The following is a 15,823-nucleotide window of genomic DNA, read 5'->3' on the forward strand; positions in this document are numbered from 1 at the left end:
CTGCACTGTTCGTTGACCCTGGCGCAAAGGCGTGTCGATAATCGAAGTACGCCTGCCACAGCCAGCCTCAAACGCGCGCAGGTCGGGTCCATACGGAGCTTTAGCTGATGCGCCATGCTCGTGTGCTTGTCCTCGCCGCCCTCGCCGTGCCGGTTATTGCCGCCGTGGCGTTTGCGCAATCGGCGGTGACGCCGATCCCCGATCCGCCACCTGTGCGCGTTGCGCCGTTGGAGGTGGACCTGTCCAAGACCACCTGGGGCGATGCCAAGGCGGGCCAGACCAAGGCCGCTGCCTGCGCGGCCTGCCATGGCCCGGACGGCAACCCGGCCGTCGCCATGTACCCGCGCATCGCCGGCCAGACCGAGCGCTACGTGGCGCATCAAGTGGCCTTGATCGCCAGCGGCGAGCGCAATAGCGGCATGGCGGCGGTGATGGTGCCGTTCGTCAAGGACCTCACTGCACAGGACATGCGCGACCTGGGCGCCTACTTCGCCACCCAGAAGTCTGCCGCCGGGGTGGCCGACGATGCGGTGGTCAACGAGGGGCCGTACCAGGGCCTGAAGTTTTACGAGGTCGGCGAGAAGCTTTACCGCGGTGGCGACATCGCACGCGGCGTGCCGGCCTGCATGGCCTGCCACGGGCCGTCCGGCAGCGGCAATCCGGGCCCGGCGTATCCGCGCCTGGGCGGCCAGCATGCCGAGTACGTGGCACGGCGCCTGAAGGAATACCAGGCCGGCACCACCCAGCAGCGCAACCCGGCGCTGTTCAATATCATGGCGCAGGTGGCGCACCCGCTGACCGAGCAGGAGATCCAGGCGCTGGCCAGCTATCTGCAGGGCCTGCACGACCGCGCCGACGATGCGGCCGCCGCGCAAGCACCCGCTGCCGGGACGCCCGCACGCTCATGAGTTGAAAGCCACGGCTGCCACACCGCTTCACGACGCCGGTCCCGCGACCGGCGTCGTCGTTTCCCGTCCTCCCCATATCCCCACGGAGCCTGCATGAAGCTGTTTTCCCGTCTGTCCCTGCTGTTGTTGATCCTGCTGCCGCTGGTGGCCTGCGCCGCCGACAAGAACGCCCCGCCGGTCGAAGGCGACGACTACATCGTGATCGACGGCGGCCAGCCGTACGCGCCGCTGGCCGGCAAGGTCGAAGTGACCGAGGTGTTCGGCTACACCTGCCCGCACTGCGCGCACTTCGAGCCAAGCCTGGAGGCCTGGGTGGCCAAGCAGCCGTCCTATGTGCGCTTCACTCCGGTGCCGGCGGCATTCGGCGGGTTCTGGGATGCGTTCGCGCGTGCCTACTTTGCCGCCGACATCCTGGGCGTGGCCAAGCGTAGCCATCGCGCCATGTTCGAGGCGATCCACGAAAAGCAGAGCGTGCCTTCCCAGAACGTGGCACCGGAAGAACTGGCGGCGTTCTACGCCGACTACGGCGTGCCGCAGCAGCGTTTCGTCGAGACCTACAAGAGCGCGGCGGTGGACGCCAAGCTCGATGCCGCGCGCGACTTCGCCAAGCGCAGCAAGCTCCCCGGCACTCCGGCCATCATCATCAACGGGCGCTATCTGATCGGCGCGCGCAATTACCCGGACATGCTGCGCGTGGCCGACTATCTGATCGCCCGCGAGCACGCTGCGCCTGCCAAGCGCTGAACCGCGTAACCGCCACCGACGGCCGCCCGTGGCATCATGCGCCCCGCGGCCGTCCGGCCCTTTTCTCGCCCCACGCTGGAGATCCAATCCGATGAAGACCCGCTTCGCCCTGACGCTGATGGCGCTGCTGCCGATCCTGGTCGCCTGCAAGGCGCAGGACGGTTCGTCCGACACCGCACCTGCCGCTGCCACGCCGGCTGCCGAGACGGCGCCTGCTCCGGCCGCTGCCGCTCCGGCCACAGACCCCGCCGCACCGCCGGCCGTTGGCGAGAGCGCCAGCACGCCCCCCGCCGCCGCACCCAGCGCTGCCCCGCGTGCACCGAACGGCCCCGAGCCGGTCGCCGGCACCGACTATCTGGATATCGAAGGTGGCCAGCCGTACCAGCAGGCCGCCGGCAAGATCGAAGTGGCCGAGGTGTTCGGCTATGTCTGCCCTGCCTGCAATGCGTTCCAGCCACTGATCGGGCCGTGGAAGGCCGGGCTGCCGTCTGACGTGCATTTCGTCTACGTGCCGGCGATGTTCGGTGGCCCGTGGGACGACTACGGCCGTGCCTTTTACGCCGCCGAAACGCTGGGCGTGCAGGAGAAGACCCACGAAGCGCTGTACAAGGCCATCCACGTCGACCAGACCCTGAAGGGCGAGCGCGGCAAGGATTCGGTGCAGGATATCGCCGCGTTCTACGCCAAGTACGGCGTGGACCAGAAGACCTTCATCGACACCATGAGCAGCTTCGGCGTGTCGGCCAAGACCAACCGCGCCAAGCAGTTCGCAACCCGCAGCAAGCTCACCGGCACCCCGTCGCTGATCGTCAACGGCAAGTACCTGGTCAAGGGCCAGAGCTTCCCGGACATGCTGCGTATCGCCGATCACCTGATCGCGCGCGAACGCGCCACGCTGGCCAAGTGACCCGAGCGATCGCCCTCCAGTGAACGCTTCGGATTCGCGCACCCTGCGGGTGCTGACCGCCAACATCCAGGCCGGCTCCAGCACCCGCCGTTACAGCGACTACGTCACCCGCAGCTGGTCGCACGCGCTACCGTTGGGCGCCAAGCGCACCAGCCTGGACAGCATCGCCAAGCTGGCCGGCGAACGCGACATCGTGGGCTTGCAGGAGGCGGACCCCGGCAGCCTGCGCTCGGGTTTCACCAACCAGACCCACTACCTGGCCGAGCGCGCCGGCTTCGATTACTGGAGCCATCAGCCCAACCGCCGCATGGGCGGGGTGGCGTCCAGCGCGAATGGCTTGCTCAGCAAGCTGCAACCGCTGGAAGTGCAGGACCATGCCCTGCCCGGCCGGATCGGCGGGCGCGGCATCCTGCTGGCCAAATTCGGCGAAGGCCGCGACGGCTTGGCGGTGGCAGTGGCACATCTGTCGCTGGGCGCCAATTCGCGCATGGCGCAACTGGCCTTCATCGCCGAGTTGTTGTCCGAGCATCCCAACGCGATGTTGATGGGCGATTTCAACTGCATGGCCGACCGGCCGGAGATGCAAGCCCTGTATCGGCATACGCGCCTGCAACCGCCAAGCTGCGAAGTGCACACCTTTCCGAGCTGGCGCCCGGATCGGGCGATCGACCATATTCTGGTCAGCGACAGTCTGACGATCGAACGCATCGAAGCGATTCCTGCAGCGTTTTCAGATCATCTGGCGGTTGGCATGGATATCCGCGTGCCGACGCAGCTGCTGCGTTGAATACCGCGAAAAGTGGCTACGGGTTCGCATAGGCGAACTCGACCGATGACACCCCCTCGACACCGCCTGTGCGATAACGCAGGCGGTTTTTCGTTGGGAGCACAGTCCGTGACACGCCTCTTATGAGCGCGCTGGTATGAGTGCGGTAGAGCCGCAACTGGCACCGGTGCGCACCTTGCGTCCCGTGTTCGTGTTGGCGGCAACGGTGGTCTGTACATTTGCGTTGCTGGTGTCGTTGTTTCCGTTGGATGCAGGCCGCGTGCTGCTGGATGCGCAGACCTGGGCCTCGCGCAATGTCGGCTGGTACTACCTGCTGGCGATGACGGTGTACCTGGTGTTCGTGCTCGGCGTGGCCTTGTCCAGCTACGGCAACATCAAGCTCGGCGCCGACCACGACGAACCGGAATTCAGCTATCTCTCCTGGGCCGGCATGCTGTTCGCCGCCGGCATCAGCATCACGCTGTTTTTCTTCTGCGTCTCCGAACCGCTCACCCATTATCTGCAACCGCCACAAGGCGGCACCGGCAGCGGCGAAGCCTCCGCACGTCAGGCGATGCAGTTGCTGTTCCTGCACTGGGGCCTGCATGGCTGGGGCGTGTTCGCGCTGGCGGCGATGGCACTGGCCTACTTCGCGTTCCGGCACAACTTGCCGTTGGCCTTGCGCTCGGCGCTGTATCCGCTGATCGGCAAGCGCATCAACGGGCCAATCGGTTACACCGTGGATGCGCTGGGCATCGTCGCGACGGTGTTCGGTATCGGTGCGGACATGGGCTTTGGCGTGCTGCATCTCAATGCCGGGCTGAGCACCTTGTTCGATGTGCCGCATACGCACTGGGTGCAGGTCGCGTTGATCGTGGCGATGATGGGCGCGGCCATTCTGGTGGCGGTGTCCGGCGTGGAAAAAGGCGTGCGCTGGATGTCGGACATCAACATGCTGCTGGCGATCGCGCTGCTGCTGTTCATGCTGTTCGCCGGCCCTACGCAATACCTGCTCAACGCGCTGATACAGAACCTGGGCGACTACCTGGGCAGTGTGGTCAACAAGAGTTTCGACGTGTATGCCTACGGCGGCCGTAGCGATTGGCTGGGCAACTGGACGGTGTTCTATTGGGCGTGGTGGATCGGGTGGGCACCGTTCGTTGGGCTGTTCATTGCGCGTATTTCGCGCGGCCGCACCATTCGCGAGTTCGTGCTCGGGGTATTGCTGATCCCGCTCGGCTTCACCCTGGCGTGGCTGTCGATCTTCGGCAACAGCGCGCTGGATCAGTTGCTGCATCACGGCCAGGGTGCGCTGGCGCAACAAGCCATCGATGCGCCGCAGACGGTGCTGTATTCGCTGCTGCAAGGCTACCCGTGGAGCCGCACGATAATCACGGTGACGGTGGCGGTCAGCTTCGTCTTCTTCGTCACCTCCGCTGATTCCGGCACGGTGGTGCTGTCCACGCTGTCCTCGCACGGCGGCGAGCCGCACGACGATGGCCCGCGCTGGCTGCGCGTGTTCTGGGGCGTGCTCACCGCCGTGGTCACCGCCGGTCTCTTGCTTGCCGGCAGCATGGACGCATTGAAATCGGCCGTGGTGTTGGCATCGCTGCCGTTCTCTGCCGTGCTGTTGCTGATGGCGTGGGGCTTGTCGCGCGCACTCAGCGAAGAATCGCAACGCAAGCGCGCGCAGCTCTACAGCCCCAGCCCGTTGATCGGGCAATCGCGCAATCACCGCGGCTGGCGTCAGCGCCTGGGCCAGGCGATGCATTTCCCCGCGCGCGATGAGGTCTATCGCTTTATGCACGACCAGGTGCGCCCGGCGATCGAAGCGGTCACCACACAGCTGCAGGAAGAAGGCTGGCAGGTCAGCAGCCGGCTGGACGACGACGATATGGAAATCAGCGTCGATCACGGCGAGCAGCAAGGCTTCCGCTACCAGGTGGTGATGCGCGGCTACCTCACGCCCTCGTTCGCCGCCCAGCGTCTGCGCAACCAACGCTATTACCGCGCCGAGGTGTATCTGTACGAAGGCAGCCAGGATTACGACCTAGTCGGTTACAGCCGCGAACAGATCATCAACGACATCATCGATCAATACGAGCGCCATCTGCAGTTTCTGCATCTCACGCGCTGAGGTGCCGCCGCTGCGGCGTGCGCCTAACAGGAGGTTTGTCATGCCACGTTTTCCCGACCAGTTGCTGTATATCGGCGGCCGTTATGTTCCCGCCCGCGGCGGCCACACTTTCGAGGTCATCAACCCCGCCACCGGCGAAGTGCTGGCCAATGTGCACAACGCCGGCGCCGACGATCTGGACGCGGCGGTAGATAGCGCCAAGGCCGGCCAACAGCAGTGGGCCGCGCTAACCACGGTGGAACGCTCGCGCATCCTGCTGCGCGCGGTGGCGTTGCTGCGCGAGCGCAACGACGCACTGGCCGAACTGGAAACGCTCAACACCGGCAAGCCGCTGAGCGAAACCCGCAGCGTGGACATCGTCACCGGCGCGGATGTGCTGGAGTACTACGCAGGCGTGGCGCACGCGCTGCAGGGCGTGCAGGTGCCGTTGCGCGAAGGCAGCTTCTTCTACACGCGCCACGAGCCACTGGGCGTGGTGGGCGCGATCGGCGCGTGGAATTACCCGATCCAGATCGCACTGTGGAAGGCCGCGCCTGCGCTGGCCGCCGGCAATGCAATGATCTTCAAACCCAGCGAAGTGACGCCACTGACCGCACTCAAGCTGGCCGAAATTTTCACCGAAGCCGGCCTGCCCGATGGCGTGTTTAACGTGCTGCCCGGCGACGGCGCCAGCGTGGGCACTGCGCTGACCGAACATCCGCAGATCGAAAAGATCAGCTTCACCGGCGGCACCGCGACCGGACGCAAAGTGATGGCCTGCGCATCGAGTTCATCGTTGAAAGACGTGACCATGGAACTGGGCGGCAAGTCGCCGCTGATCGTCTGCGCCGATGCCGATCTGGATCTGGCCGCCGACATCGCCATGATGGCCAACTTCTACAGCTCCGGGCAGGTGTGCACCAACGGCACGCGCGTGTTCGTACCGCGCGCGCTGCGCAACGCCTTCGAAGCACGGCTGCTGGCACGCGTGCAACGCATCCAGATCGGCGATCCGCTGGATGCGCGCACCACCTTCGGCCCGATGGTCAGCGCCGCGCACATGCAGCGCGTGCTCGACTACATCGAACAGGGCAAGGCCGAAGGCGCGCGCTTGCTGTGCGGTGGGCAGCGTCTGCGCGATGGTGCGCTGGCACAAGGCTGCTACGTGGCACCGACCATCTTCAGCGATTGCACCGACGTGATGACCATCGTGCGCGAAGAGATCTTCGGGCCGGTCTTGAGCCTGCTCACCTACGACGACGAGGACGAAGCGATCGCACGCGCCAATGCCACCACGTACGGCCTGGCCGCAGGCGTGGTGACGCCGGATCTTGCACGCGCGCATCGTCTGATTCATCGCCTGGAGGCGGGCATCTGCTGGATCAATACCTGGGGCGAATCGCCGGCACCGATGCCGGTGGGTGGCTACAAGCAATCCGGTGTGGGCCGCGAGAACGGGCTGGCCACCTTGCAGGCCTACACGCGTACCAAGTCTGTCCAGGTCGAACTGGAACGCTACGCGTCGGTGTTTTGAGCGGCCGACGCCACCTGGCAGACCGTCGCCGGCGGTACCGGCGAGCTGCGCGAGCTGAAGCCTGTAGATCGCGCCGCCATTTCGAACAAGAACAGCCGCCCACTGCGCAATCGTCTTGAAAGCCGCTTCAACCGGCACCGCAACAAGGAGAACCCTATGCAACGCGAATACGACTACATCATCATCGGCGCTGGCTCGGCAGGTAACGTGCTGGCCGCGCGCCTGACCGAAGACCCGGGCGTCAGCGTGTTGCTGCTGGAAGCAGGTGGGCCGGATTATCGGCTGGATTTCCGCACTCAGATGCCGGCGGCGCTGGCATTCCCGTTGCAGGGCCGTCGCTACAACTGGGCCTACGAGACCGAGCCGGAGCCGCATATGGACAACCGGCGCATGGAATGCGGGCGCGGCAAAGGGCTGGGCGGTTCATCGTTGATCAACGGCATGTGCTACATCCGCGGCAACGCCCTGGATTTCGACCACTGGGCCAAGCGGCCGGGCCTGGAAGACTGGAGTTACCGCGATGTGTTGCCGTACTTCCGCAAGGCTGAGACCCGCGACATCGGCGCAAACGATTATCACGGCGGCGAAGGCCCGGTGAGCGTGGCCACCCCGAAGAACGACAACAACGTGCTGTTCCAGGCCCTGGTCGATGCCGGTGTGCAGGCGGGTTACCCGCGTACCGACGATCTCAACGGCTATCAGCAGGAAGGCTTCGGGCCGATGGACCGCACCGTAACGCCGCAAGGGCGTCGCGCAAGTACGGCGCGCGGCTATCTGGACATGGCGCGTCCGCGCGATGGCTTGCACATCGTCACCCATGCCACCACCGATCGCATCCTGTTTGCCGGCAAGCGCGCCATTGGCGTGCACTACTTGGTCGGCAACAGCAGCGAAGGCATCGACGCGCGTGCACGCCGCGAAGTGCTGGTGTGCGCAGGCGCAATCGCCTCGCCGCAGCTGCTGCAACGCTCCGGCGTCGGCGCACCTGATTTGCTGCGCGCACTCGATGTGCAGCTGGTGCACGACCTGCCCGGCGTTGGCCAGAACCTGCAGGATCACCTTGAGGTTTACATCCAGTACGCCTGCACCAAGCCGGTGTCGTTGTATCCGGCATTGCAGTGGTGGAACCAACCGGCGATCGGTGCGGAGTGGTTGTTCGCCGGCACCGGCACCGGCGCCAGCAATCAGTTCGAGGCCGGCGGCTTCATTCGCACGCGCGAGGAATTCGACTGGCCCAACATCCAGTACCACTTCCTACCGGTGGCGATCAATTACAACGGCAGCAATGCGGTGAAGGAACACGGTTTCCAGGCGCATGTGGGCTCGATGCGTACACCCAGCCGTGGACGCGTGCATGCCAAGTCGCGCGACCCGCGCCAGCATCCGTCGATCCTGTTCAACTACCAATCCACCGATCAGGATTGGCAGGAATTTCGCGATGCCATCCGCATCACCCGCGAGATCATCGCCCAGCCTGCACTGGACGCTTACCGCGGCCGCGAGATCAGCCCGAGTGCGGACTGCAAGACCGATGCCGAACTCGACGCCTTCGTGCGTGCGCGCGCAGAGACGGCCTACCATCCCTCCTGCTCCTGCGCGATGGGTACCGACGATATGGCAGTGGTCGATGGACAAGGCCGCGTGCACGGCATGGAAGGCCTGCGCGTGATCGATGCCTCGATCATGCCGCGCATCATCACCGGCAATCTCAACGCCACCACGATCATGATCGCCGAGAAGATCGCCGACCGCATGCGTGGTCGCACGCCTTTGCCACGCAGTACGGCGGACTACTACGTGGCGGGCGATGCACCTGTGCGTGGGTGATATTTACTTAGGGCCTGTTAACACATCCGAAGCCCATCAACGACTAGGACGAAGCTGAGGAATCCAAGGAACATGACATCTAGCTTCTCGAAGCGCGAGAAAATCCGGCGGTAGCCTTTCAAGCGACGGAACAGTCTCTCTACTTCGTTGCGCCGCTTGTACATCTCCCGGTTGTATTCCCAAGGCTCGACCCGATTGGATTTCGGTGGAACCACCGGAACGAAGCCAAGATCGAGCGCCAACTGGCGGGTTTCGTTGCCTTCATAAGCACGGTCCATCAACAAATGAATCGGCCGCTCCACTGGCCCGAGGTGTTCAAGCAACGCGCGGCCTGCAGGTGCGTCATGCACGTTGCCAGGCGTCAATCCAAAGGTGATGGCTGTTCGAGCATCTGCGGCAACCATATGAATCTTGGTGTTCCATCCACCGCGGGACTTGCCGACGGCCTGCGGGCCGTTTTTTTTAATGCACCCGTGCCATCGGGATGGACCTTGACGCTGGTGGAGTCCAGCGAGACTGCTTCGATTTTGATGCGCACGATCTGGGACTTCTGCAATTGGGCGAACATCCGGTCCAGCACACCCGCCTTGGCCCAACGGTTCATGCGTGTGTAGACCGTATGCCAGTTGCCAAAGCGCTTGGGTAGGCCGCGCCATTTGCAGCCATGCTCGGCAACGTAAAGGATGGCGTTGACCACTTGCAGGTTGGTCATGCTGACATTGCCGCGCTGCGCCGGCAGGCAGTGTTCGATCAGAGAAAATTGTGCTGGCGTGATCTCCATGCTCAATAGTTTAATCGCTCGGGCCATTAGTGTTAACAGGCCCTAGTAAAGGCCGCGATTCAACCTGCTCGCAAGGTGAACTGGTAACTGCTGCGGCCGTAAACCTAGGTAGTCGAGGGCGCGGTGCCCTCACCGCTCGCAGGACACGCCGCAAGTACGTCCATGTAGGCTCGGTGGCGGCATCCATGCCGCCACACGGTCCCGCAATCGGTAAGGACACCGCACCGGACAGTTTGCCGGTTGCTTTGCTGAAAGCTATGCACACCTATCAACTTGATTGGTCCTTGCCCGCCCACCGTCGCGGGACCTTACGCGGCATGGATGCCGCGTAAGAGCCTACATGGACGTACTTGCGGCGTGTCCCGCGATGGTGGGCGGGCAAGGGCCCTGCAGCCAAGCCGCAGATCATCCGCTCCACACGTGATCTACCCAGACTGTCCGATCATTTCGAAACGACGGAAATTTCGACTCGTCGCGCAGCTTAGGTGTATCAAAAGCCCAAGTCGAAAGCTTGGGTCGTCGAGGGCGCGGTGCCCTCACCGCTCGCGGGACACGCCGTGAATCCGTCCGTGGAGGCTCGGTGGCGGCATCCATGCCGCCACACGGTCCCGCAATCGGTGAGGACACCGCACCAGACAGTGTGCTGATTGTTTTACTGAAAGCCATGCACACCGACCATCTCGACTGGCCCTTGCCCGCCCACCGTCGCGGGACCTTACGCGGCATGGATGCCGCGTAAGAGCCTACACGGACGTACTTGCGGCGTGTCCCGCGATGGTGGGCGGGCAAGGGCCCTACAGCCAAGCCACAGATCAGCCGCTCTCCGCTTTACGACCGTCTGACCTGATGGACTAAAACTTCAAATCCACACGCGCATACCAGAAGCGCCCACCGGGAATATCGTAAGTGGACGCGTCATAGCCGTTGAGGGAGCACGACAGGCACAGCGGCGGATCCTTGTCGAACACGTTGTTCAAACCGGCCGTGAGTTGCAGACCCTTGAGCCAATCGACGCGATAACCCACCTGCGCATCGTGATAAGTGATCGCATCCAGCCGATTGGTGCCCACGGTAGGATCGGAACACACCGCAAACTCCACCGCATCGCCGCATTGCTCGGTGAGTTTGGAAATGTGGCGCGCCGCCCATGATGCCGTCCAATTGCCTAGCGACCAATCCAGCACCGCGTTGCTGGTCCACTCGGGAATCGCGCTATCCACCACCTCGATGCCTGGCCCCTGCGGCTGCCGTTGCCCTGCCGCACCGAGCGCCTCGTAACGGCCCACGAAGGTGTTCTGCCACGACAATTTGAAACGGCCGAACGCGCTCTCCGGCAGCGTCCAGAACAGATCCACATCCCAACCGTCGGTCTTGATCGAACCCAGATTGGTCAACCGATTGTTGAATGCATTGATGCCCCCGGTGGATGCACGCGTGATGCCGTTGCAGTACAGCGCGTCCAACGTATCCACGCACAGATCCAGCTGCGTCTGCGCATTGATCGCCTGGATCGCCCCATCCACATGATGGCGATAGAACGTCATCTCCAGATCGAGCCGATCCGACCAGCTCGCATTGCTCGCAAAGCCCGGACTGAACACGAAACCGGCACTGAAACTGCGCGAGCGCTCAGGATCCAACTGCTCGTTGCCCCCCGTGGTGACTGAGATCTGCTGATTGGCCTGTTGATAGCCCACCGGCGCACCGAGCGCAGCGCAGTTGGCAGCACTGCCACGCGGCGCGGTGCCGCCCAACCCGATCGAACACGGATCCGACAACTGCAAATCCGCACGCGCCGCCGAACCGAACAACTCGCCGATGGTCGGCGCACGGAAGCCTTCTGCATAACTGGTGCGCAACACCAGCTCGTCGGTGACTTGCCAGCGCAGGCCGTACTTGGGCGTGAACTCGCCGCCGAAGGTGGAGTAATCCGAATAGCGCCCGGCAATATTCAAGTCGAGTTTGTCGCCCAACGACGAGTTGGCGAAGATCGGGATATTGAGTTCGAGATAGGCTTCGTTGACGTCGTAGCTGCCCGAGGTCGGCAACGACGGCACGCCGTTGTAGCGGCCTGCCACGGTGAGCGGATCGGGCTGATACGAACCCTCGTACTTGCGGTACTCGTAGCCGGTGGCGAACGACACCGCACCGCCGGGCAACTGGAACAACTCGCTGCTGAGGTTGGCGGTGAACAGGCTCAATTCGTTCTGGCTGCGGTCGCGCACCACCGGCTGGATCCAGCGCAACATCTCCGGCGTGATGCTGCCGGCGCCGCTGAAGATATCCAAGGGCACGCAGCCGGCCACTGCCGCACAGGCGGCCGGATCGCCCAACCCCAGATTGATGTTGAACAGGTTGTAGCTACCGTAGTTGGTCTGCTCGGCCTTGTTCTTGCTGTACATGCCGTTGACGTCCCAGAACCACGTGCGCGCCGCGCCTTCGAAGGTGCCCACCAGACCGGTGCCGAAGTATTGCGTGTCGACCTGCTGCTCGAACCGACGCGCCCCGCCTTCCACCGGGCGGCGACCGATCTGGATCAGGTTGGTGGCCGAGTTCAACTCGAAGCCGAACGGATTGAACGGATTCAGCGCCGAAATCACGATGTTGTCAGCCAGCGGATTGCCGGTGCCGGCATCGGGGCCGAGAAAGATCGGCTCGGGTGCAGCCTGGTTGGTCGACTCGCGCCGGTTGCCCAATGCTTTGACATACCACTGCACATCGTCGTTGAAGTAATAGCGGAACTGCGCGAACACGCCCTTGCGCTCGGAGGGTGTCAGCAGCAGATTCTGTTCGGCGAAGTTGTAGCGGTCTGCAGTACCGAAACAGTGGTAGTCGTCGCTGCGTGTACAACCGCCGCTGCCATCGTATTGCGGCGTGCCGACGCCGGCATTGGGCGTGAGGTTCTGACGCACGCCGGTGTTGGGGTCGACGAATTGGAAGCGCCCATCCGGCGTTGCCGAGCTGGCGAAGGTCAGCCCGGTGCCGGGAATCGGAAAGCGTGCCTGCGCACGATCGCGTGCATAGATCGGATCCTGCTTGACGTAGCTGGCACCCAGAAACAGGCTGAAGTCCTCGCCGCTGGTGCCCCAGGCCAGGTCCATGCCCTGGTTGGCGCCATCGCCCTTGCCGTATTGCCCATAGTTGAGCGTGACCTGCGCACCGTCGAAGCTGCGCCGGGTGATGATGTTGACCACGCCGGCAATCGCGTCCGAGCCGTACAGCGACGAGGCCCCGTCTTCGAGCACTTCGATGCGCTCCACGATCGCCAGCGGAATGGTGTTGAGATCGGTCGACGACCCCACGCCGGAGGCCGAAGATTCGTTGACCCAGCGAATGCCGTCCACCAGCACCAGCACGCGCTTGGACCCGAGATGGCGCAGATCCACCTGCGCCGAGCCTGCGCCCACGCCGCCACCATCGGGCGGAAAGCCGAAATTGCCGGACGAGTTGAACTTGGCATTGAGCGCCGAGCCGGACGCGGTGAGTTCCTGCAGCACCTCGCCGATCGAAGTCAGGCCGGTGCGTTCGATGTCGGCGCGATTGAGCGTCTGGATCGGCACCTGGCCCTGCAGTTCGGCGGTTTTGATACGCGTGCCGGTGACCTGCACGCTGTCGAGCGTGCGCGTGCTCGGGGCGGCCTCAGGCTGTTGCGCCCAGGCGAGTGTGGGAATCAGACACAACGACAACTGCACGGCCAGGCATGACCGATGAGGGCCAATCAGACGCTTCATCCGTTCTCTCTCCAGAAGGATTTCGAGTATCCGCACGCCCCCGTGCCCTGCGGTCCGACCCAACTTTTAAACGAAACCTTAACGCGCCGCAAGCTGGCAGTGCAGCACTGCGCAGCAGATCGCAATGGCTGCCATCGCACGCGCACGAACGCGAGCGTGCAATGACGCGTTCCCTCACGCGCTACGCCTGCACGCTGAGATGTGTGCGTTCGCAACGCTGCAACGCGTATTCACTCAAGCGCTCATGCGTGCTTCGGTATCATCGCGCAATGACTTATGCCCCCCGTCTTGCCACTGTTTTCGTCGGCCTGCTGTGCCTTGGCAGCACTGCGCTGCATGCCCAAAGCCTGGACCCGCAACTCACCGCCATGCGCGATGCCATCGCCGCTGCAGAGCGCGGTCAGTCCGATGCCGGTCAACTCAGTGTGTTGAGTCGCCATCCGCTGTATGGCTGGCTGGAATTCGCCACGCTCAAGCGCAGCATCGACACCGTTTCCAATGCGCAGGCGCAAGGGTTTCTGCAGCGCTATGCGGGCCAACCGGTGGCGGAGAGCTTCCGCAGCACGTGGCTGCCGGCGGTGGCACGGCGCCAGGACTGGACCACGCTGCTGGCCAACTGGAAATCCACCGATAACCTAGGCCTGCGCTGCGCACAGCTCACGGCGCGTCAGGCCACCGGCAAGGCCGATGCGCAATGGAGCCGCGATGCGTTGACGTTGTGGCGTAACGGCAAGGCCCTACCCGATGCCTGCGACCCGGTGGTCGCCGGGCTGGAGTCGCGGGGTGAGCTCACTCCGGCGCTGCGCTGGGAGCGGGTGGAAGCGGCGGCCGATGCACAACTGCCAGCGGTGATGCGCACCGCCGCGCGCGGCTTGCCGGCGGCTGACCTGGCACTGGCTACCGATTACGCCGCCTTTCTCGATAAGGTCCACCCGCGTGCACTGGGTTGGCCCAAGACCGAGCGCAGCCGTGGCATCGCTGTCGATGGGTTGGCCAAGCTGGCCAAGAGCGACCCGGACGCGGCCGAGCAGCAGTTGCCACAACTGGCTACCGCGCTCGGCTTCAGCGAGGCGCAGCGCGGCCAGGTGCTGTACCAGATCGCGTTGTGGACAGTGGCCTCGTACTTGCCGGATTCGGCGCGCCGCCTCAACGCAGTGCCCGATGCCTCGTACGACGAACGCCTGCACGAATGGCGCGCGCGTGAGGCGATGTCGCGGGGCGACTGGCCGGCTGCATTGGCGGCGATCCGCAAGATGTCCGCCACCCAGCGCAGCGATTCGCGCTGGCAGTATTTCGAAGCGCGCCTGGCCGAGAAGACCGGCGCTGCCGCGGCCGCACAGCCGCTGTATCGCGCGGCCGCGCAATCGCCGACCTTCCACGGCTTCCTGGCCGCCGATCGTCTGCAGCAGCCATATCGGCTGTGCCCGTGGGAGCCCAAGGACAACCCGCAGGCCAAGGCCGCGGTTGCGCGTGACCCGGCATTGATCCGCGCGATCGCCTTGTTCCAGATCGACCGCCCCGGTTGGGCCGTGGCCGAGTGGAACGATGCCGCCACCCGCTTCGACGACACCCAACGCCGTCTGGCCGTGCAAGTGGCCAGCGAGAACGGTTGGTTCGATCGCGCGGTGTTCGCGCTCGGCAAGCAGCCGGACGAACAACGGCTGTATTCGCTGCGCTTTCCGCTGCATCACGACGACAGCATCCGCCGCGAAGCCGCCAAGAACGCGATCGACCCGGCCTGGGTGGCGGCAGAAATTCGTGCTGAAAGCATCTTCAATCCACGCGCCCGCTCGCCTGCCAACGCAATGGGCTTGATGCAGGTATTGCCGGGCACCGGCGCCGCCGTGGCAAAGGGCATCGCCTTGCCCGGTTACGCAGGTGCCACCAGCCTGTACGAGCCGGACACCAACATCGCCATCGGCACCGCCTATTTGCGTCAGTTGCTCAACACCTACGGCCTGCCCTACCTCACCATCGCCGCCTACAACGCCGGCCCCGGCCCGACCGGGCGCTGGCAATCGCAGCGGCCCAACTTCGAGCCGGATTTCTGGATCGAAACCATCAGCTACAAGGAAACCCGCGAGTACGTGGCGCGCGTGCTGGCCTTCAGCGTGATCTACGACTGGCAACTCAACGGCGACATGCTGCCGTTGAGCGACCGGCTGATGGGCAAACTGGTGGACAAGCGCTTGAAGCCGGTGTGCACGCCGGGCCAGACAGCCAACAACGCGGCGCAGGACTGAGCTCCAGTTAGCCGACGAGCACGGCTGCCGTATGAGGTAGTTGTGCTTGGGTGCAGTCAAAAGCTGAGTCGATCGAGCGCGCGGTGCCCTCGCCGCTCGCGGGACACGCCGCAAGTACGTCCATGTAGGCTCGGTGGCGGCATCCATGCCGCCACACGGTCCCGCAATCGGCGAGGACACCGCACCAGGAAGTTTGCAGGTTGCTTTATTGAAAGCCCGCTTGTTTCTCCGCTTGTCTTGGGAAGCTGATTGGGCGCGCCGTTAAC

The 15,823-nt window shown here is 64.2% G+C and carries 10 protein-coding genes; 8 read left to right on the top strand and 2 right to left on the bottom strand.

The window, feature by feature from the left end; translation table 11 throughout:
- The first annotated feature begins 107 nt into the window (after nt 1–107).
- The 7 genes from NMB96_RS01475 (at nt 108) to betA (ending at nt 8,802) form a co-directional block, all read left to right on the top strand.
- Nucleotides 108–908: a c-type cytochrome gene (locus NMB96_RS01475; protein ID WP_255086026.1), complete on the top strand. Its 801-nt coding sequence runs from the start codon at nt 108–110 to the stop codon at nt 906–908.
- A gap of 93 nt (nt 909–1,001) precedes the next feature.
- Nucleotides 1,002–1,652 (top strand): thiol:disulfide interchange protein DsbA/DsbL, encoded by a 651-nt coding sequence (locus tag NMB96_RS01480; RefSeq protein WP_255086027.1) that lies wholly within the window; start codon nt 1,002–1,004, stop codon nt 1,650–1,652.
- A 91-nt stretch (nt 1,653–1,743) separates the two neighbouring features.
- Nucleotides 1,744–2,559 carry a thiol:disulfide interchange protein DsbA/DsbL gene (locus tag NMB96_RS01485; RefSeq protein ID WP_074058257.1) on the top strand — a complete coding sequence of 272 codons (816 nt, stop codon included), beginning with the start codon at nt 1,744–1,746 and terminating at the stop codon, nt 2,557–2,559.
- Nucleotides 2,560–2,608: 49 nt separating this feature from the next.
- Nucleotides 2,609–3,346: an endonuclease/exonuclease/phosphatase family protein gene (locus NMB96_RS01490; protein WP_115038012.1), complete on the top strand. Its 738-nt coding sequence runs from the start codon at nt 2,609–2,611 to the stop codon at nt 3,344–3,346.
- A 136-nt stretch (nt 3,347–3,482) separates the two neighbouring features.
- Nucleotides 3,483–5,462: a choline BCCT transporter BetT gene (gene betT, locus NMB96_RS01495; RefSeq protein WP_255086028.1), complete on the top strand. Its 1,980-nt coding sequence runs from the start codon at nt 3,483–3,485 to the stop codon at nt 5,460–5,462.
- 40 nt (nt 5,463–5,502) lie between these two features.
- The gene (betB, locus tag NMB96_RS01500) at nt 5,503–6,975 is read left to right on the top strand and encodes a betaine-aldehyde dehydrogenase (RefSeq protein WP_255086029.1); all 1,473 of its coding nucleotides are present in this window, start codon (nt 5,503–5,505) and stop codon (nt 6,973–6,975) included.
- Between the two features lie 156 nt (nt 6,976–7,131).
- Nucleotides 7,132–8,802, top strand: a complete 1,671-nt coding sequence (gene betA, locus NMB96_RS01505) for a choline dehydrogenase (RefSeq protein WP_255086030.1) — start codon at nt 7,132–7,134, stop codon at nt 8,800–8,802.
- 17 nt (nt 8,803–8,819) lie between these two features.
- Here the strand turns inward: betA and NMB96_RS01510 are convergent.
- Both NMB96_RS01510 and NMB96_RS01515 read right to left on the bottom strand, forming a co-directional pair.
- Nucleotides 8,820–9,583, bottom strand: a protein-coding gene (locus NMB96_RS01510; RefSeq protein WP_095574585.1) for an IS5 family transposase whose coding sequence is annotated in 2 segments (ribosomal slippage) — nt 8,820–9,268 and nt 9,268–9,583 — 765 coding nt in all. Because the reading frame shifts where the segments join, the coding sequence is not laid out codon by codon here.
- An 851-nt stretch (nt 9,584–10,434) separates the two neighbouring features.
- Nucleotides 10,435–13,314: a TonB-dependent receptor gene (locus NMB96_RS01515; RefSeq protein ID WP_023905102.1), complete on the bottom strand. Its 2,880-nt coding sequence runs from the start codon at nt 13,312–13,314 to the stop codon at nt 10,435–10,437.
- A gap of 269 nt (nt 13,315–13,583) precedes the next feature.
- Here NMB96_RS01515 and NMB96_RS01520 point away from each other — a divergent pair, with 269 nt between their 5' ends.
- Nucleotides 13,584–15,557 (top strand): transglycosylase SLT domain-containing protein, encoded by a 1,974-nt coding sequence (locus NMB96_RS01520; protein WP_255086031.1) that lies wholly within the window; start codon nt 13,584–13,586, stop codon nt 15,555–15,557.
- The last annotated feature ends 266 nt before the right edge of the window (nt 15,558–15,823 follow it).

The sequence above is a fragment of the Xanthomonas hortorum genome (genome assembly GCF_024339125.1).
In the GTDB taxonomy this organism is placed as follows: domain Bacteria; phylum Pseudomonadota; class Gammaproteobacteria; order Xanthomonadales; family Xanthomonadaceae; genus Xanthomonas; species Xanthomonas hortorum.